Genomic DNA, 19608 nt, shown 5'->3' on the forward strand with positions numbered 1-19608 from the left:
TGTGTATTAAATAGCTTGATAGTTTTTAGAACTATTACGCCTCATATAAGCGTCGAGCAATCCGTTTGTTTTCTGTTGGATTTTTTTACGCATAAAGCCTGTCCAACCTAAAAGTAGTCCTGGAGTGCCCAGTGCCTGTTTTGACCACTTGTACATATCAAAGGTGTCGTGATGTGCTATAATTTTTCCATCCTGAAGCTCAAACGCCGCTTGGACGTGGTTTACAACCTTTCGCTTTTTTGGGCCGTAGGTATAATGAGCCGTCCATTTTGCTGTTGCTGTATTACCAGAAACTTGGACATCACTATAATCTATAGTCATAGCGCCGTTTGAGCGTTCTATAAGCATATGCCACATAGCTTTTGCTCGATTGCCTTGAAGTTCTCCAAATGCAGGATCTGAAAATACGATATTATCGTCATAGCAAGCAGTCATCCCGCTGGCATTACCTTCTTGAAATGATTTATAAAAAGTCTCTATGATATTCATATTTTTTTGCTTTCGCGAAAGCGTCATTAAGGTTATATAATAACTATAGCGGTTTGCTATTCTTGCAATCTAAGTATACAGCGATTAGGCGGTAAGATACTTATTAAAAAAGGCAATTGTTCTATCCCAGGCTAGGGTTGCAGCTTTCTCATCATATCTAGGTGTTGTGTTATTATGAAAACCGTGATTTGCACCTTCATAAAAATGTGCGGTATGCGGGATATTATTTGCTGTGAGTACTTTCTCATAAGCAGGCCATCCAGCGTTAACACGCTCATCAAGACCACCATATTGAAGTAGTAGTGGTGCTTTTACCTCTGCGGCTTGCTCATCGTCTGGTTGTCTACCATAAAATGGGACAGCAGCAGCAAGATCTGGCACGAGTACAGCCATCATATTAGAAATCCACCCGCCAAAACAAAAGCCTACAACAGCAACCTTGCCATTACAATCTTTGTGGTTTTTGAGATGGTGATATGCAGCAATAAAATCTTCTAGCATCTCCAGTCTATCTCTCTTGCGTTGCATTGCACGACCCTCATCATCATTACCAGGATAGCCGCCTAGTGGTGATAGTGCATCTGGGGCTAGTGATAAGAACCCTGCCTTTGCAGTACGCCTGCCTACATCTTCTATATAAGGATTAAGACCTCTGTTCTCGTGTACTACAATGACCCCTGGTAATTTGCCAGAAGCATTTGCAGGTTTACTATATAGCGCCTTGATAGACCCACCTCCTTTTGGTGAGTCATAGTTTATAAAAACACTTTCTATGGTAGGATCATTTTTTGAGACCGTTTGTGTAGTCTCATAATCTGGACTTATAAAACTCAAGAGCGCTGGAAGGGTTACCGCACCTACAGCAAATACCGATAATCGCTCAATAAAAACTCTGCGATCTATTTTATTGTGAGCATAGTCATCATAAAGGTCAAAAACTTCTTGTGAGATATCTTCTTTGCGTAGTGGTTTCATATAATAGGTGTTTAATTATTATGAGTTAATCAAGTCCTCCTTTTCTTATGGGAGAACGAGGCGTAGGCCATTCTCTTTGTTTACCAGACCTTCTATCTAGTGGGAGCACTGCTTGCTCACGAGAGGTAAATTCTGGATCTTCACTAGCCATATATGTAAGTATTGCAGTAAGGATTACATTATTGCGTACATCATCAAAAACTATCTTGTCATAAGTGTCACGGTTGGTGTGCCACGTATAATTCCAGTACGACCAGCTCAAACTACTGAGACTAAATCCTGGAGCTCCAGCAGCTTGAAATGAAGCGTAGTCTGACCCTCCTCGTGCTGGCGCACCAGGAAATGTAGTTTCTATCTCATCTGTTATTTCCTTAGGTACAGCATTTAGCCATCTGTTTAAATAATCATAACTGCGTAAGAAACCGCCACCATTAAGGCGCACAACACGACCTGTGCCATTATCTTGATTAAATGATGCTTGCACTTTTGCCACAATTTCTGGGTGATCTTCTACAAAAGCTCTTGAGCCATTAAGCCCTTGTTCTTCACTTCCCCAATGACCTACTAGTATAGTACGTTTTGGGTTAGGATAGATTTTTTTAAGTACACGCATAGCTTCCATCATTACAAGAGTACCCGTTCCATTGTCTGTAGCTCCTGTACCACCATCCCAAGAGTCAAAATGAGCCGATAATATAACATACTCCTCTGGCTTTTCTGTCCCCCTTATTTCTGCTATGGTATTAAATGTAGGTACGGTACCCAGTTCTTTTGAGATTGCTGTAATATTTATTTTAGGAGTATTACCAGATTCAGATAGTCTATAAAGCATACCGTAATCTTCTAGTTCAAGATCTACGGTAGGTATTTCTTTTGTTCTAGCACTAAATATCTTATTAACTCCAAAACCTCTTGACCAGTTAGAAGTCACAATACCTACGGCTCCTGCATTTTCTAATGCTTCTGGTAAACCTCTACTAGTGTATCCCGTGCGCTGTATGTTGTCATTCCATAAGTTTGATAGAGAGTCGCGTTGTTTTTTCATTTTGGCAAACGACTTTTCGGTAGCAAACTCTTCCCAGTTATAATCTGGGCGTCCCGTGATTTGCGGTTTTGAAATAAGAACAATCTTACCCTTTACGGTTGGTAGCCATTTTTTAAACTCCGTTGCGTTTTTAATAGTAGGTAGGGTGATAACCTCTGCAGTAACACCTTCCTTTGAAGTACTTGGATTCCAGGCTAGTTGCGTACCTCTTAAACTCTGCACTCTTGGCTCAAGCATATCTATGTGAGAAATTCCTCGTTCCCATCCTCGCCATTCTCCCCATTGCTCATTGCGAGCCTCTATACCCCAAGATGCATATTGTTGTACAGCCCAGTCATTTGCAGCTTGCATTTGTGGTGTACCTACAAGTCTTGGGCCAAGCACATCTGTGATCTGGTGGGCAAGTGATTCTAACTGTGAATTTTGTGTGGCTTCCTTTATTAAAGCCTGCACCGTAGCATTGTCTCTTTGAGCTGTGAGTATTGAGCCCATAAGCATACAAAGTATAAGTGAAGTAATACGTATTTTCATTTGGATTGATTTTAGACGTAGAAGTTACGAATGATAAATCAAACTCAATTAGAAAAAGAGGCAATTAACCTCATATATACTTTGTAATGACTAGCTGGTGCTTAAAATTTAAGGGTTAAAGTTTACGCTTTCGCGAAAGCGTAATTTACCCTACTCATTAGTGATAATCACGTTCTCACCATTCTCTTGGAATGAGATTTTAAAGCGATTTGTTTTAAGGTTTGCTTGTAATACCACCCTGTTTACATCATTAGACCACGCGATATGTATTTCGTTTGCAGTACTGTTTGATATGGCCATCGTACCATTAAAAGCAGGAGATGTGTTACGTAATCGTAGCATCGCTAGTTGCATTTGTACCACTGGTTTCTGTAAGCCAGATGTAATATCTTCTTGAGTAAGAGTTGTACGATTAATCTCTTTATGACCACCTGTGCCTGCAGCGTCTGCGGCGGCATAGTCATTTTTACCAGCAAAGAGGTCTAGGTACCACACCTGTGGGATACCTGGCATAAATATTTGTAACGCTCTTGCCATTAGTAGCTTATTATCGTCTTCACCTAGCGCACTGTAAAAGGTTGCATTTACTTGGTAGTATGAGATTTTATTACCCTCTGGGTCGTATATATTTTTAACACGACCACCACGGTCAAGTATCGTATCTATAATATGCTCAATCTCTCGGTCTTTAAGTAGTCCTTGGTGTGTATTTCCTTTTTTATCTATGATGCCCTTAAGGTCTAAAACAGGAATCCCGTCGTGGCAACCTAGCATATTTACGGTCTTATAGCCCTTTGTAACGACTTCTTTTGCCCATTTTGTGAGTGCCGTATTATCACCAGTCTCAATGGTATGAATCACTAGACCCGGAAAGAAAAAATCATAAATCTGATATCCCTCGCTTGCCACCTCGTCGTGTAAACCTAGTCCATACTCTGAGTGTATTTCTGGTAAAAGGGTAAGATCATACTTTTCGGCAATCTGGCGTATGCGCTCTAAGTAGGTCCAGGTGCCAGGTTTATTAAAAAAATTAGTCTGTCCTACTTCTTTATGTAAGTAAGCAAAGGCATCAAGACGTAGTATCTTACATCCAAAACTTGCCACCTTGCGAAGTGTTTCATCATAAAAATCCCACACTTCTGGCGCATTTGCATTTACATCCATCTGGCCCAGGTATGATCGATTTTTATGTACTATGTTTAATACATCTTGCTTGTGGGGTTGTACGCTTTCGCGAAAGCGTAATTCTTCTAGTATTCCTCCTGCCTCAATGGTCTCATTAATAAGAGTTATAGCGTGATCTTTATCATCTTGTGATAGACCTAGATGTGCTATGTCTTGAAGAGTAATGGGTTGTAGGGTGATTTTTTGGTAAAAAGTATTCCAGTAAGGGCGCTCTGTGCCGTCTGGAAAAAGTACGTTAAGCACAGGTAGGCCTGGCTTACGCATAAATAGCTTGTCGAGATATTGCTTTTCTGGAACTGCAACGCCATCTTTATAACTTGCGGTATGATTTTTCCAGAAGCTATTCCAGTCTATAAAGAAGTCTTTATAAGGCGATGCGTCACCGTTTTTTAATATATCCTTAAACTGTGGAGAACCTACAGAAAGATGGTTGAGCACAATATCAAATTTGAGCATAATATCTAGCTCTTTAAGTGCGTCAAGATCTGCTTGAGAGACAAGCTCTTTATTAATATTGTAATCTACGATAGAAAACCCTCTGTCTAGATCACTATTAAAAAAGGTGGGTAAGACGTAAAATAATGAAAATACATCCTTAAGCGCTGGTTCTTGAAGCAATGTAACGATATAATTGAGGTTAGTACCTATGCTATCTGGATATGCGTTAAGCATAACGCCGTTAGGGATTTGCGAAGTATTTTTTGCCATATCGGTAGTTCTTTGTGTTAACAGCTAAAGACCGTGTTTGAGTAGTTAAAAATAAAGAAACTTAGCTAGTCACAAATAGATATGCACCTACAATTATAATGTTGTATGCTACATTACCCGTAGTAAGCTATAAAAAGAAGTTACAGCACTAAAAGTCCTTTTTCTTTAAGTGTTTCCAGAGGTTTTGAAAACCAAAAAAGCTCAAAGTGCTCAAACTGTTCTTCATACGAGCTTTTAAGTTTTGAGTAAGTCATTAGCTGCTCACTCTGAGGGCTTAGAGCCGGTAGTATAGCAATAAGCCATCTGGCTTCTCCCTCACTGAGAGTAATCGTAAACTCATCACTTATGGTGTGAAATAGGAGCGTGGCAAGCTGTCTCTTTTTCTTTGAGAAGTAACTCACGATAGGCGTTGTACCTATCCAAACTATTTTTGCCGTAGGTTTTACACTTAGATTTACCTCTGTGTTGAGACAGTCTTCTATGTAATATGGATCTATAGTAGATGTAGGAATATCAAAATCAAACCAGTCTTGTAACGGCATCTCAAAGCCTATACCGTGCATATAATTAAAGAGTGATTTCTTGAGTCCGTAGCTAAAGCTAGCGTGGTCTATCCCTGTGCTATCTGTAAAGTCTACATCATTATTTGCGAAGGTAATCTCGTTATAATGGGGTGTCACGCCATATGCTTCTGGATCTTGCCCTACAGGACTGTGAGCTGTGAGCGCAAACTGATGCCAAAATCCAGATTGTATAATACCTAGCTCAAAGAGCTGTCTCACCATCTCAAGGCTATCTACCGTTTCTTGTACCGTCTGTGTGGGATATCCATACATAAGGTAGGAGTGCACCATAATATTTGCCGCTGTAAAGTTGCGAGTAACTTGTGCCACTTGTGCAACCGTCACGCCTTTGTCTATAAGTTTAAGTAGCCTATCTGAAGCTACCTCAAGCCCTCCAGACACTGCAATACATCCAGATTCTTTAAGAAGTAGACATAGATCTGCAGTAAAGTTTTTTTCAAATCTAATATTTGTCCACCAGGTTACTACAAGCCCTCTACGAAGTATTTCTAGTGCTACAGCTTTCATTAGAGCTGGAGGAGCAGCTTCATCTACAAAGTGAAAACCGTTTTCGCCCGTTTGAGCGATAAGGGCTTCCATACGGTCTACAAGCGTGCGTGCTGCAACAGGTTCATAAATCTTTATGTAGTCTAGTGAGATATCACAAAAAGTACATTTACCCCAGTAGCAGCCGTGTGCCATTGTGAGCTTGTTCCATCTGCCATCACTCCACAGGCTGTGCATAGGGTTTGCAATCTCTATCACAGAGATATACTCATCTAGTAGCAAGTCATTATAATCTGGAGTTCCTACTTGTGCTTGCTTATAGTCTTGTCTTGCCGTGTTATTTTTATAAACCACAGCACCATTTTCTATGAGAAACGTACGTTTATAGGTTGGGTTTTCAACTTTATGTATCACTGCATCTATGAGTAGTGCAACGGGTAGCTCGCCATCATCTAGGGTGATAAAATCTGTAAACTCAAAAACTCTGGTATCTGTAATAGAGCGCAACTCTGTGTTAGGAAATCCACCGCCCATAGCCACTTTTACTTCCGGGTAATTTTTTTTGATGTAAGCACCACATCTCAGTGCACTGTATAAATTTCCGGGAAAAGGTACTGAGAGTAGTACTAGTTTTGGAACGCTTTCGCGAAAGCGGGCTTCTAGCAATCCAATTGTTATCTCATCTATATATGTGAGTTCTTGCTGTAACTCATCATATAACTCGTCAAAGTTATTTGCGCTTTGACCTAGACGTTCTGCATATCTACTAAAACCAAAATTTGGGTCCACACATTCTACTAGAAAATCTGATAAATCTTCTAGATACAAGGTAGCAAGATGCTTTGCTCTGTCTTGCATTCCCATTTCACCAAAAGCCCAAGAGAGATCATCTAGTTGCTCAAAACGAGAGGCACGCGGTAAGAAGTTATCTGTACAAATGAGTCTAGCAAGCGTCTGGTTTTTACCTTGTAAGAAGGCAATTATTCTATCTAGCGGTTGCACGTACTGCGTACTAAGTGCAAGTATGCGCTGTGCATTTTCTGAGAGTGCTAGGTCTTGGGTTTTAACACTATCAAATATTTCTTGAAAGCTATCACTGGTAAATAAATTAAGTATTACCTCAATACCCAGATCCATCTGGTAGCTTGTGATATCTATAGTATTAAGAAAACCTTTTATGTATGCTGTTGCCGGGTATGGCGTGTTAAGCTGTGTAAAGGGTGGTGTTATGAGTAATACGTCTTCCAATAGATTGAGAGGCTCTTTTGTGAGGTGCAAAGATAGCTTAATATCTTACTATCGTTGTGCTGCGATTATTTCTCCTACGGCTTTTTGATACTTCATAGGGTTGCTTGCTTTTTTTATAGCCTTAAAAACCTTCTGTGGGTTGTGTGTAGATTGTGCAAAAAACTCCCAGAAGCCTTGCATTTTCATTTTTATAGGAGTGGGGCCAGAGAGGGCAGCATCATATTGTGCATAAATCTCATCGTGAAATTCTCTAAAAATCTCCCATCTATTTTCTGGGTAGGCAGTAGTATCTGCCTTAATCATACTTGGTAAAAAAGGATCTGCAATAAGACCGCGACCTATCATAAAATGCTCGATAGAAGGGAAGCGCTCTCTCATTTTTCTAAACTGTGCTACCGTTGTGATATCACCGTTGTAATATAATTTGTGTTTTGCCGTGTCTATACATTTTTGAAAACCCTCAAGATCTACCCCGCCTTTATATAATTGCTTACCTAGACGTGCGTGTATAGCCACACTCTTGAGTGGGTATTTTTCAAGAATAGGAAAAGAATTAATAATCTCTTCTGGACTTTCATAACCTAGTCGCATTTTCATTGAGATGGTAACATCTGTTTCCGTATGCGCACGGTCAAGTATGTGGTCTATTTTTTCTGTATTGCAAATAAGTCCAGATCCCATACCGCTTTTAGTGACCATAGGGTAGGGACAGCCTAGATTCCAGTTAAGTTCTTTATAACCTAGTGACTGTATATATTTAATCACAAAAATAAAGTCATCTGGGTCTGCCGTCATTACTTGCGGGATGACCTCTAGCGATGTGTTTACTTCTGGATTTAAGTCTCGCTGGTAAGAGCCTTTTATGACTTGTTTTTTATTAAGTCGTATGTAAGGAGCATAGTAAGTGTCTATACCTCCAAAATATTTTTGTTGTGCATTGCGAAAACGAAAATCTGTAAAGCCCTGCAAGGGCGAAGAAAGGAGGTGGTAACTCATTAAAACTAGTATCTGCTGCGAAGATAATTTTAATACACCTTAGTCTCGTTATTTTGCACAAAAAGTTACACCCCTATGTATGACATTGTGCCTTACATAGAGGTGCAATAATAATACGTGTTATCTCGTCTATATCTTTACGAGCATTTTACCGGTGTTTTTACCATCAAAGAGGTCTATAAACGCTTGCGGTATATTTTCAAAACCTTCTACAATAGTATCTTCGTGGTGCAGTTTACCTTCTCCGTACCACTTACTAAGTTGTTGTACTCCTTCTGGAAAAGAATCCATATAATTAGACACTATAAATCCTTGCATTAAGGCACTATTCTTAATTAAAAACACCTGCGGACTCACGCCCGTAGGTACTTTATTGTCATTATACACGGCAATTGCACCACAGTTTATAATACGTGCTTTCTGGTTAATATTAAAGAATACAGCGTCTGAGAGTTCTCCTCCCACGTTATCCCAGTATACATCTACACCATCTGGGCAGGTTCTCTGTATAGCAGCGTTTAGATCATCTTCTGTGTTGTAATTGAAGCCATCGTCATAGCCAAAATCTTTCTTAAGCTTTTCTATCTTTTCATCAGAGCCTGCAACACCTACCACGCGGCAGCCTTTTATTTTTGCTATTTGCCCTACGATACTTCCTACGGCGCCTGCTGCACCAGATACGAGTATGGTTTCTCCTTCTTTAGGTTTTCCTATTTCTTTAAGGCCAAAGTATGCAGTAAGACCGGTCATACCTAGAGTACCAAGATATGCAGGTAGGGGAGCATTGTCTTTTGACACTTTATGTAATTCTTCTCCAGTAGATTTCTGTACCTCTTTCCAGTCTAGCATCCCAGATACATAATCTCCTTCTTTAAAATTATCATTTTTGGTCGCTATAACTTTTGCCACTACACCAGAGTGTATAGGCTTATTAAGCTCAAAAGGCGGTACGTAAGATTTGGCATCTTGCATTCTTCCTCTTAGGTAAGGATCTACAGAGACGTATGTAGTTTCTAAGAGTATCTCACCATCATTTATTTCCGGCACTTGCTCTTCTGTAAATTCAAAATCACTAGATGACGGTTTGCCGCTCGGTCTATTTTTAAGTAGTATAACTTTTGTAGTATTCATATCTATTTAGTTTTATTTTAAAGTACAAGTTGTGTTGTATAATTCCTATTCCCTAGGTGATATTAGGTTTTATTTAACGCCGGTTGTAAATATGAAGTTAAGGTACTTTTGAGATAGGGTTTTATTACGCTTTCGCGAAAGCGGACTCACAACCTATAAAAGTAATTGTACTATTGAGAACAAAAAAAGCCGCCTGTCAAGAGGCGGCTTTACCGAGTATCTCATCAAAAATTGTGAGATGCAGGGGGTGGCTTATTCAAGAGTTACAACGAGATCATCTTGAGACACCATTGTTCCATCTGTCACGATTATAGATTGTACTGTACCATCTTTAAAGGCAACAACGGTAGTTTCCATTTTCATAGCTTCTATTATAAAAAGTGGATCATTTTCTTTGACTTCTTGCCCTTTTTTGACCAGCACTTTGTAAAGAGACCCTTGTAATGGAGCACCTATGTGGTTCTCATTATCTGGATCAATTTTTACGTTTTCAACCTTTTTGATATTAAGGGAAGTGTCGTGTACCTCTACAAAACGATTTTCTCCATTTACTTTAAAGAATACCGTGCGCATTCCCTCATCATTAGGAATACCAATAGAGAGTAACTTGATGATCACCGTTTTTCCTGGTTCTAGCTCAATAAGTGTTTCTTCACCTAGTTTCATACCAAAGAAGAAATTCTTAGTAGGTACGAGCGCTAGGTTACCGTATTTCTTATAGTTTTCGTGTGCTTGCTCAAAAACCTTAGGGTAGAGCATATATGATAGAAAATCTTCTATCTCTAGTGGCCTGGTAAACCCTTTTTGGAAGGTCTTTGTAAAGACTTTATACTCCTTATTAAAATCTACTGGCGCCAGGTGTGCATTAGGTCTATCTGTATAAGCTTCTTTATTTTTTAAGATAATGGCTTGTAGCTTTTTTGGGAAACCACCTACTGGCTGACCTAGATCTCCTTTAAAGAAGTTTATAACAGACTCTGGGAAGGAAATGGTATCACCACGCTCCATCACATCTTCTGGTGTGAGGTTATTGGTCACCATAAAAATGGCCATATCACCTACCACCTTAGAGCTAGGCGTAACCTTTACTAGGTTGCCAAACATTTTATTTACAGCGGCATACATCTTTTTTACCTCTGTAAATCTATCTGCAAGACCTAGAGCAGTTGCCTGAGGGCGCAAGTTTGAGTACTGCCCACCTGGTATCTCGTGCTGAAATACTTCTGCCGTTCCGGCTTTAAGTCCAGACTCAAAAGGGTAGTAGAGCTCACGCGTATCTTCCCAATAATTTGAAAACTGATTGAGTTTTTCCATCTCAAATGGATGTTCTCTATCTTGATACTTAAGCATCTCTACTACAGCATTAAAGTTAGGTTGAGAAGTTAATCCAGAAAGTCCACCTAGAGCTACATCTACCACATCTACATTTGCCTCAATGGCTTTGAGGTAAGTAGCTGTTTGTAAAGAAGACGTGTCGTGTGTGTGCAGGTGTATAGGCACATTTACAGTATCCTTAAGTGCTGTAACAAGTTCTGTCGCGGCATAAGGTTTTAATAATCCCGCCATATCCTTAATGGCAATCATATGTGCCCCAGCATTTTCTAGATCTTTTGCAAGTTGTGTGTAGTACTTGAGGTTGTACTTAGTTTGCTTAGTATCTAGAATATCTCCCGTATAACTTATGGCACCTTCGGCTATTCCTCCTGTAAGATTACGCACGTATTTTATACTAGGTTCCATTGCTTTTACCCAGTTAAGAGAGTCAAAAATACGGAAGAGGTCTACACCATTCTCCCAAGACTTCTCTACAAACTTTTCTATAAGGTTATCTGGATATGCTTTGTAACCCACGCCATTAGATCCACGAAGGAGCATCTGGAACAAGATGTTAGGTACTGCCTTGCGTAACTCTCGTAAACGTGTCCAAGGGCTCTCGTGTAAGAATCGCATACATACATCAAAGGTTGCACCTCCCCATACTTCCATACTAAAGGTGTTAGGGTGATTTTTTGCAAAACTGGATGCTACTTTGAGCATATCATAAGAGCGCATACGCGTTGCCAGTAAAGACTGGTGTGCGTCACGCATTGTGGTATCTGTAAAGTGTATTTTTTTCTCATCTAGTAACCACTTACAAAATGCCTCTGGACCTAGCTCTGTAAGCATATCTTTTGTCCCTTTTGGAAACGGATCTGACAGGCTGTAAAGTGGCACCTTAGGGTTTGTAAATACCTTTTTTGGATCTTTTGTTTTTACATCACTATTACCATTGACACTCACATCTGCCAGAAACTGAACAACCTTAGAGGTACGATCTTGAGAAAGTTTAATATTAAATAGGGAAGGAGTATTCTGAATGAAATTTACCGTGGTCTCTCCATTTTTAAAAACGTCGGTCTGTATGACATTTTGAAGAAAATGAATGTTAGTCTCTACACCACGTATTCTAAATTCTTTTAAGGCGCGCACCATCTTGCGTATTGCTCCATCCAGCGTTCTTCCGTGAGCAGATACTTTTACAAGCATCGAATCAAAAAACGGACTCACTTTATACCCTTGATAAATGCTACCGGCATCTAGACGTATACCCATACCAGAGGCGCTACGGTAGGTTGTTATCTTTCCGTAATCTGGTGTAAATTTATTAGTAGGGTCTTCTGTTGTAAGTCTACACTGTATGGCAAAGCCGTAAGTACCTATAGACTCTTGTCCATAAATCTTTATCTGCTTATCTGATAGTTTATAACCGCCAGCCACAAAGATTTGTGTTTTTACAAGGTCAATACCTGTAACCATTTCGGTTACTGTGTGCTCTACTTGTATACGTGGGTTAACCTCGATGAAGTAAATATTATCATTTGCATCCACAAGAAACTCTACGGTACCTATGTTGTTATAATTTACCTCTGTAGCAATAGCTACAGCATACTTATAAAGGTTATCGCGTAGCGTTTGTGATAGGTTATATGAAGGAGCCATCTCTACCACCTTCTGGTGCCTGCGTTGTACAGAGCAATCACGTTCATAAAGGTGTCTTATATTACCGTGTGTGTCTGCTACTATTTGTACTTCTATATGTTTTGGATCTTCTACATATTTTTCTAAAAACATTGTATCATCTCCAAAAGAGTTGAGCGCCTCATTACGTGCAGAGTCAAAACTAAGCTGTAAATCTTCTTCCTTACGTATAATACGCATACCACGACCACCGCCACCAGAGGCAGCTTTGAGCATTACTGGATATCCTATTTTTCCAGCTTCACTTAGGGCCGTTTCTAGTGAATCTAAGGCTTTTTTATTACTTTCTATTATAGGTACTCCACAAGATTGTGCTACTTTTTTTGCGGTGATTTTATCACCTAGTGCATCCATTACTTCTGGCTCAGGGCCAATAAATATAATGCCATTTTTTGCACATCTTCTTGCAAATTCTGAGTTTTCAGATAAGAAGCCGTAGCCGGGGTGAATGGCATCTACATTTTTAGATTTTGCTAGATCAATGATTTGATCCATATCTAAATAGGGTTTAAGCGGCTCATTATCTGCTCCTATCTGGTAAGACTCATCTGCTTTGTTGCGATGTTGTGAGTATCTATCTTCATAGGTGTAGACAGCTACGGTTGTAATATTAAGTTCTGTACAGGCACGTAGTACTCTAATAGCAATTTCCCCGCGATTTGCGACGAGGACTTTTTTAATTTTCATTGTGTAAAATAGGTTGTTGTGTTACGAAATCGTTGTAGTAGTAGGGTACAAAAAAAGCCACTTCGATAGGGAAGTGGCTTCTGTTGATATTAAATTTTCGCGCAAGCGAATACATATACATTTAAGTCATTTTCAATACGTAATCTAGTACACATAGTTTTAGTGACTTAAAAAAATATATTATCCGTCAAAGCGGTATTTACCATTTTCTTCAACATCTGCAGCAATCTGGTTGCGCAGTGCGATTACATTAGGCTGGTTTGTATACTTTGTAAAACGTTTAAGTCCCATAAGCATCATACGTTGCTCATCACCTTCGGCAAAAGAGATAATAGCTTCTTTTGCTTTAGTCTGGATGATATCAACAGCGTTAAATAGGTATAGTTGAGACATTGCAACTTGTGTTGCTTGACTATCTAGACCAGTGCGCTTAATGTTTTTCTCAGTACGTAGTATAGCACTCTCTGCCATATAGATTTCTATAAGAATATCTGCAGCTGCCATAAGTAGTTGCTGATTTTTCTCTAGCTCTGTTCCAAACTTTTGAGCTGCAGATCCTGCAACCATAAGGAATACTTTCTTAAGGCTCTTGATAAGTGCTTTTTCTTCAGAAAGTGTCTCAGAGTAATCTGGAGTGTCAAAAGAAGGGATACCCATAAGTTCATCCTTTACAGCCATTGCTGGTCCCATAAAGTCTACGTGTCCTTTCATCGCTTTCTTTACCATCATACCTACAGCGAGCATACGGTTAATCTCGTTTGTACCTTCATAGATACGAGAGATACGTGCATCACGCCAAGCAGACTCCATAGGAGTATCTGCACTGAAGCCCATTCCTCCAAAAATCTGAATACCTTCATCTGTAGTATTCTGTACATCTTCAGATACTGCAACTTTAAGGATAGAACACTCTATAGCATACTCCTCAACACCTTTAAGCTCTGCTTCTTGGTGTGTGTTACCTTCTGCCTGACGCATAGCGATACGATCTTCAATGTTTTTGGCAGCACGGTAAGATGCAGACTCATCTACATAGACGTTTGTAGCCATAAGCGCAAGTTTTTGCTTAATTGCACCAAAGTTTATGATAGGAGTTTTAAACTGTACACGCTCTTTTGCATATGTTACAGCCTCGTTTATCACACGTCTCTGTGCATCAAGACAAGCAGCAGCAAGTTTAATACGACCTACGTTAAGTGCGTTCATCGCGATTTTAAAACCGTTACCACGGTCAGAAAGCATATTCTCTACAGGTACTACTGTATCATTAAAGAATACCTGACGAGTAGAAGAAGAGTGTATACCTAATTTCTTTTCTTCTTCACCTAGTGTGATTCCATTAGAAGGATCATTTTCTACGATAAACCCTGTAATGTTTTTATCATCTTCTATTCTAGCAAAAACGATAAATAGGTTACAGAAACCAGCGTTAGAAATCCACATTTTTTGTCCAGAAATCTTGTAGCTCTTTCCATCTTCAGATAAAACGGCTTTTGTTTTTCCAGAGTTTGCGTCAGATCCAGCACTAGGCTCTGTAAGACAGTATGCTCCAAACCACTCACCAGTAGCAAGTTTTGGCACATATTTCTTCTTTTGCTCTTCGTTACCATAAAGTGTGATAGGCATTGTACCTATCCCAGTATGTGCTCCAAAGGCAGTACTAAAAGATCCAGTAGCTCCAGAAATGTAATCACAAACAAGCATTGTAGATACAAATCCCATCCCAAGACCATCATACTCTTCTGGTACAGCAACACCTAGTAAACCTAGTTCACCAGCTTTGCGCATAGTCTCCTCTGTGTATGCATAATCTTTCTTTTCAAAACGCTCCCAGTGTGCCCAAAGATCGCGGTCTACAAACTCTCTTGTAGAGTCGCGCATCATCTTTTGCTCTTCATTAAGATCTTCCATTGTGAAGACATCTTCACAAGCTGTTTCCTTTACGATAAATTGACCACCGCGTAGGATATCATTTTTTGTTGTTTCTGTGCTCATTGCTATTGCTAATTAATTTTTTTCTTTCTCTATAAGAAATATGTACTATATTTTTTTGTTTTTACGCTTTCGCGAAAGCGGAATTACTTCAAGAATTCATAAATCCCTGCAGCTCCCTGTCCGGTACCTACACACATTGTAACCATACCGTATTTACCTGACATATCACGCTTGCGCATCTCGTCAAATAACTGTACTGATAGTTTACCTCCAGTACATCCTAGTGGGTGACCTAATGCAATCGCACCACCATTTACGTTTATAATATCTGGATCAAGTCCTAACTCGCGTATTACTGCAAGTGACTGTGATGCAAATGCCTCGTTAAGCTCAATAAGCTCAATATCATTTTGCTTAAGTCCAGCTTGTTTAAGGGCTTTTGGAATGGCAGCTACGGGACCTATACCCATTATACGTGGTGGTACACCTGCTGCTGCATAATTTACCATACGTGCGATAGGCTCGATGTTAAGTTCTTTTACCATCTCCTCACTCATAACCATTACAAAGGCAGCACCATCACTCATTTGTGAAGAGTTACCAGCAGTTACACTTCCTCCAGCTGCAAATACTGCTCTAAGTTTTGCAAGTGCTGCTTTATTTGTTCCTGCACGAGGACCTTCATCCTTGTTTACTGTGTAAGATTTTGTAGCTTTCTTACCGTTTGCATCTATATACGTTTGCTCTACGTCTATAGGTACAATCTGGTCTTGAAAACGATCTTCGGCTAGTGCGCGTAGGGCTTTCATATGTGAGTTATATGCAAACTCATCTTGATCTTCACGAGAGATTTTATACTCATTTGCTACTGCCTCTGCGGTGTTACCCATTCCCCAGTAGTAATCTTCGTGTCCAGACTTTACTACAGTATCGTAGTTAAGTTCTGGTTTAAATCCTGTCATAGGTACAGAAGACATAGACTCTGCTCCACCGGCGATAATACAATCACCCATACCTGCTTGAATCTTTGCTACTGCCATCCCTATAGTTTCTATCCCAGAAGAACAAAAACGATTTACAGTTACACCAGGTACGTCTATTACGTCTAGTCCCATAAGAGATATAAGACGCGCCATATTAAGACCTTGTGATCCTTCTGGCATTGCGTTACCTACAATGACGTCATCTATTCTCTTTTTATCAAATTCTGGCAGCTCCTTCATCATATACTGAATCGTTTCTGCAGCAAGCTCATCTGCTCGCTTGAATCTAAAGACACCTTTGGGAGCTTTCCCAACGGCTGTTCTATATGCTTTTACTATATATGCTGTTTTCATTTTAGTTTGCTTTTGGCTATAAGCTGAAAGCTTTAAGCGGTTTATCATTGCCTATAGCTTAGCGCTTAAGGCGTATTGCAGAAACTTTAGTTTCTTAATGGTTTTCCTTTTTGTAACATATGCTGTATACGCTCAAGTGATTTTCTCTCAGTAGCTAGAGATAAGAACGCTTCACGCTCTAGATCTAGTAAATACTGCTCAGAAACTCTTGTAGGCTCAGATAAATCTCCTCCAGCCATTACATAAGCAAGCTTGTTTGCAATTTTCTTATCGTGCTCTGATATATAGTTAGATGCTTGCATAGAGTCTGTCCCTACTAAGAACATACCTAGTGCCTGCTTACCTAATACTAGTACATCATTACGTTTTACAGGTTGTGTGTACCCCATATCTGCCATTTGGCGTGCAACAGCCTTTGCTGTAGCAATCTGGCGATCGCGGTTTACAACTACAAGGTCTTTACCGTGCTTAAGGATGTTAAGATCGTACGCCTCGTGTGCAGAGGTAGATACTTTTGCCATACCTATAGTAAGGAAGTGCTCCTGTAATACGTTAAGTTGTACATCACCTTTATCAAACTTATCTGATGCTCTAAGGGCCATTTCCTTAGATCCACCACCACCTGGTATTACACCTACACCAAACTCTACAAGTCCTATGTAAGATTCGGCAGCTGCGACAACTCTATCTGCGTGTAGTGTCATCTCACAACCACCACCTAGTGTCATACCGTGAGGTGCAACAACTGTAGGGATAGCAGAGTAGCGTAAACGCATACACGTATCTTGAAAATATTTTACAGCAGCATTAAGCTCATCATACTCTTGCTCTACAGCAAACATAAAGATCATCCCAATGTTTGCTCCTACAGAGAAATTTGTACCTTGATTACCTACTACGAGACCGTCAAAGTCTTTTTCGGCTAGATCTATTGCTTTATTTACTCCTGCAAGTACGTCACCTCCTATAGAGTTCATCTTAGAGCGGAACTCAACGTTTAAGATTCCATCTCCTAGATCTTGTACAGATACTCCCGTGTTTGAGAATACTTCTGTTTGCTTTCTAATGTTATCAAGAATGATAAATGAATCTTGACCTGGTTTCTTTACGTGCGCTTTCGCGGAAGCGGAATATACATAAGTAGCACCATTTTTTACAGAGTAGAAAGTCTCACTTCCAGCAGCAATCATATCTGTTACCCAAGTGGCAACTTCAAGACCTTCTGCCTTCATAAGCTCGATACCTTTTTCTACACCTACAGCATCCCAAATTTGGAATGGTCCGTGCTCCCAGCCAAAACCAGCCTTCATAGCATCGTCTATCTTGTAAAGCTCGTCTGTAATCTCAGGAATACGATTTTGTACATAAGCAAATAGGTGTGCAAAAGACTTGCGGTAAAACTCACCAGCTTTGTCTTTACCACCTACAAGCACTTTAAAGCGATCGTAAACGCTGTCTATATTTTTAGTAAGCTCTAGGGTAGCAAATTTTGCTTTCTTGTTAGAGCGGTACTCCATAGAGTCAAGGTCTAGTGTAAGAATTTCTTTCTTACCAGCTTCATTTACACTCTTTTTATAAAAACCTTGACCAGTTTTAGACCCTAGCCATTTGTTTTCCATCATTGTACTAATGAAGCCTGGAAGCTCAAAAAGAGACTTGCGCTCATCATTAGGACAGTTTTCTGCAATACCGTTTGCAACATGTACAAGAGTATCAAGACCTACAACATCTACCGTACGGAAGGTTGCAGATTTTGGACGTCCTATAACTGGACCTGTAAGTTTATCTACCTCTTCTACCGTCATACCCATATCTTTTACAGTATGGAAAAGTGACATAATAGAGAAGATACCTATACGGTTACCTATAAAGGCAGGTGTATCTTTTGCAACAACAGAGGTTTTCCCTAAGTATTGCTCGCCGTAGTTATTTAAGAAATCAAGAACGCTCTGGTCTGTTTTTGGCCCAGGTATGATTTCAAATAATTTTAAATAACGTGCTGGGTTAAAGAAGTGAGTTCCACAAAAGTGCTTTTGGAAATCTTCACTACGTCCCTCAGACATAAAGTTTATAGGGATACCAGATGTGTTTGAAGTAATAAGTGTACCTGGTGTTCTATGCTTTTCAAGGTTTTCAAAAACTTGTTTCTTAATATCAAGTCTCTCTACTACCACCTCAATGATCCAGTCTACGTCTTTTACTTTTGCGATATCATCTTCAAGGTTACCCGTTGAGATTCTTTTTGCAAAAGCTTGGTTGTAAATAGGTGACGGCTTACTCTTAAGTGCTGCAGTGAGCGAGTCATTTACCATTCTATTACGTACAACTTTGTCTTGAAGTGTAAGTCCTTTAGCTTCTTCTTTTGCAGTAAGCTCACGAGGAACGATATCTAGCAAAAGAACGTCAACACCTATGTTTGCAAAATGGCAAGCAATACCACTTCCCATTATTCCACTACCGATGACGGCTACTTTCTTTATTCTACGTTTTGCCATTATTTTATTGCGGTTTCTTTTTGGTTAAATACTCTTCTATTTTGAATCAAGTCATTAATGGTCTCAATGACTTCGTAAAAATTATTAATCTTTTCGTCAGATATATTGCCACGTACGGCATCGTTAAAAGTTACAACGCGGTCTTTTGAAAAATCTCTTTTTTCAAGTCCAAACTCTGTAAGGTGTATAAGAACGCCTCTGCCATCTGCAGGATTAGGTTTACGCACTATAAGACCTTTTTCTTCCATAGTCTTAAGTGTGCGAGATAGGGAAGTAGCTTCCATACCCATACGCGGTCCTAGTGCTGTAGAGGGAGTTCCCTCTTCTGGATCAATACTAAGGAGTGCAAAACCTACCGCCATAGTTACATCATATTCGGCAGCCTGTTCATTATACATTTTCATAACTGCTTGCCAGGTGGCTCTTAAACAGTAGTCTATAGTTTTATCTTTCATATAGTTCTTCACAATGTGATTGTAAAGATACTAAAAATATACTATGCACGCACAGTAATTAATGCGAATTTATATGAATATCTTGTGAATATGATAGTTACGCTTTCGCGAAAATGAGAACATCATAAATATACCCCTTATTATTTAATAAAACCGAAGTCTAACAAATAGATAATTGTAAGAGAATTCAATAGCGTTAACATATTATGCAATAAAGCAAAATTGTTTAAGGTTGAATGTTATTTTTGTATATTCTATCTTAGTTACTTAAACAGTTTGTTGTTTTTTAAATAGTACATTCTT

General features: G+C 39.5%; 12 protein-coding genes. All 12 read right to left on the reverse strand.

Annotated elements, in window-relative coordinates; genetic code table 11:
* Positions 1 to 6: 6 nt before the first annotated feature.
* The 12 genes from ACJJVM_RS00910 to ACJJVM_RS00965 all read right to left on the reverse strand — a co-directional run bounded on the left by ACJJVM_RS00910 (position 7) and on the right by ACJJVM_RS00965 (position 19305).
* Complete coding sequence (locus ACJJVM_RS00910; RefSeq protein ID WP_405210460.1) at positions 7 to 489, reverse strand: nuclear transport factor 2 family protein; 483 nt, start codon at positions 487 to 489, stop codon at positions 7 to 9.
* 84 nt (positions 490 to 573) lie between these two features.
* Positions 574 to 1464, reverse strand: coding sequence for a dienelactone hydrolase family protein (locus ACJJVM_RS00915; RefSeq protein ID WP_405210461.1), 891 nt, complete (start codon positions 1462 to 1464; stop codon positions 574 to 576).
* 25 nt (positions 1465 to 1489) lie between these two features.
* Positions 1490 to 3040, reverse strand: coding sequence for a M20/M25/M40 family metallo-hydrolase (locus tag ACJJVM_RS00920; protein ID WP_405210462.1), 1551 nt, complete (start codon positions 3038 to 3040; stop codon positions 1490 to 1492).
* Positions 3041 to 3190: 150 nt separating this feature from the next.
* Entirely contained in the window at positions 3191 to 4933 is a 1743-nt protein-coding gene (locus ACJJVM_RS00925) for an alpha-amylase family glycosyl hydrolase (protein WP_405210463.1), read from the reverse strand.
* Positions 4934 to 5073: 140 nt separating this feature from the next.
* A complete protein-coding gene (locus tag ACJJVM_RS00930) occupies positions 5074 to 7251 on the reverse strand; it encodes a B12-binding domain-containing radical SAM protein (RefSeq protein WP_405210464.1) in 2178 nt (725 codons plus the stop codon).
* A gap of 48 nt (positions 7252 to 7299) precedes the next feature.
* Positions 7300 to 8247 carry a tRNA dihydrouridine synthase gene (locus ACJJVM_RS00935; RefSeq protein ID WP_405210465.1) on the reverse strand — a complete coding sequence of 316 codons (948 nt, stop codon included), beginning with the start codon at positions 8245 to 8247 and terminating at the stop codon, positions 7300 to 7302.
* Positions 8248 to 8376: 129 nt separating this feature from the next.
* Positions 8377 to 9378 (reverse strand): NADP-dependent oxidoreductase, encoded by a 1002-nt coding sequence (locus ACJJVM_RS00940; protein WP_299150792.1) that lies wholly within the window; start codon positions 9376 to 9378, stop codon positions 8377 to 8379.
* Positions 9379 to 9630: 252 nt separating this feature from the next.
* A complete protein-coding gene (locus ACJJVM_RS00945; protein WP_405210466.1) occupies positions 9631 to 13083 on the reverse strand; it encodes a pyruvate carboxylase in 3453 nt (1150 codons plus the stop codon).
* Positions 13084 to 13263: 180 nt separating this feature from the next.
* Complete coding sequence (locus ACJJVM_RS00950) at positions 13264 to 15078, reverse strand: acyl-CoA dehydrogenase family protein (RefSeq protein WP_298350866.1); 1815 nt, start codon at positions 15076 to 15078, stop codon at positions 13264 to 13266.
* Positions 15079 to 15161: 83 nt separating this feature from the next.
* Positions 15162 to 16355, reverse strand: a complete 1194-nt coding sequence (locus tag ACJJVM_RS00955; RefSeq protein WP_038600741.1) for an acetyl-CoA C-acyltransferase — start codon at positions 16353 to 16355, stop codon at positions 15162 to 15164.
* A gap of 86 nt (positions 16356 to 16441) precedes the next feature.
* Positions 16442 to 18850 carry a 3-hydroxyacyl-CoA dehydrogenase/enoyl-CoA hydratase family protein gene (locus ACJJVM_RS00960; RefSeq protein ID WP_405202226.1) on the reverse strand — a complete coding sequence of 803 codons (2409 nt, stop codon included), beginning with the start codon at positions 18848 to 18850 and terminating at the stop codon, positions 16442 to 16444.
* Positions 18850 to 19305, reverse strand: a complete 456-nt coding sequence (locus ACJJVM_RS00965) for a MarR family winged helix-turn-helix transcriptional regulator (RefSeq protein WP_298350859.1) — start codon at positions 19303 to 19305, stop codon at positions 18850 to 18852. Before ACJJVM_RS00965 ends, ACJJVM_RS00960 begins: the two co-directional genes overlap by 1 nt.
* Between the last annotated feature and the right edge of the window lie 303 nt (positions 19306 to 19608).

Source organism: Dokdonia sp. Asnod2-E02, assembly GCF_045063915.1.
Lineage (GTDB): Bacteria > Bacteroidota > Bacteroidia > Flavobacteriales > Flavobacteriaceae > Dokdonia.

What these genes read in the sequence shown, in the direction of transcription:
- ACJJVM_RS00910 (WP_405210460.1), bottom strand. Translation starts at nt 489, where the DNA reads ATGAATATCATAGAGACTTTTTATAAATCATTTCAAGAAGGTAATGCC.
- ACJJVM_RS00915 (WP_405210461.1), bottom strand. Translation starts at nt 1,464, where the DNA reads ATGAAACCACTACGCAAAGAAGATATCTCACAAGAAGTTTTTGACCTT.
- ACJJVM_RS00920 (WP_405210462.1), bottom strand. Translation starts at nt 3,040, where the DNA reads ATGAAAATACGTATTACTTCACTTATACTTTGTATGCTTATGGGCTCA.
- ACJJVM_RS00925 (WP_405210463.1), bottom strand. Translation starts at nt 4,933, where the DNA reads ATGGCAAAAAATACTTCGCAAATCCCTAACGGCGTTATGCTTAACGCA.
- ACJJVM_RS00935 (WP_405210465.1), bottom strand. Translation starts at nt 8,247, where the DNA reads ATGAGTTACCACCTCCTTTCTTCGCCCTTGCAGGGCTTTACAGATTTT.
- ACJJVM_RS00940 (WP_299150792.1), bottom strand. Translation starts at nt 9,378, where the DNA reads ATGAATACTACAAAAGTTATACTACTTAAAAATAGACCGAGCGGCAAA.
- ACJJVM_RS00945 (WP_405210466.1), bottom strand. Translation starts at nt 13,083, where the DNA reads ATGAAAATTAAAAAAGTCCTCGTCGCAAATCGCGGGGAAATTGCTATT.
- ACJJVM_RS00950 (WP_298350866.1), bottom strand. Translation starts at nt 15,078, where the DNA reads ATGAGCACAGAAACAACAAAAAATGATATCCTACGCGGTGGTCAATTT.
- ACJJVM_RS00955 (WP_038600741.1), bottom strand. Translation starts at nt 16,355, where the DNA reads ATGAAAACAGCATATATAGTAAAAGCATATAGAACAGCCGTTGGGAAA.
- ACJJVM_RS00960 (WP_405202226.1), bottom strand. Translation starts at nt 18,850, where the DNA reads ATGGCAAAACGTAGAATAAAGAAAGTAGCCGTCATCGGTAGTGGAATA.
- ACJJVM_RS00965 (WP_298350859.1), bottom strand. Translation starts at nt 19,305, where the DNA reads ATGAAAGATAAAACTATAGACTACTGTTTAAGAGCCACCTGGCAAGCA.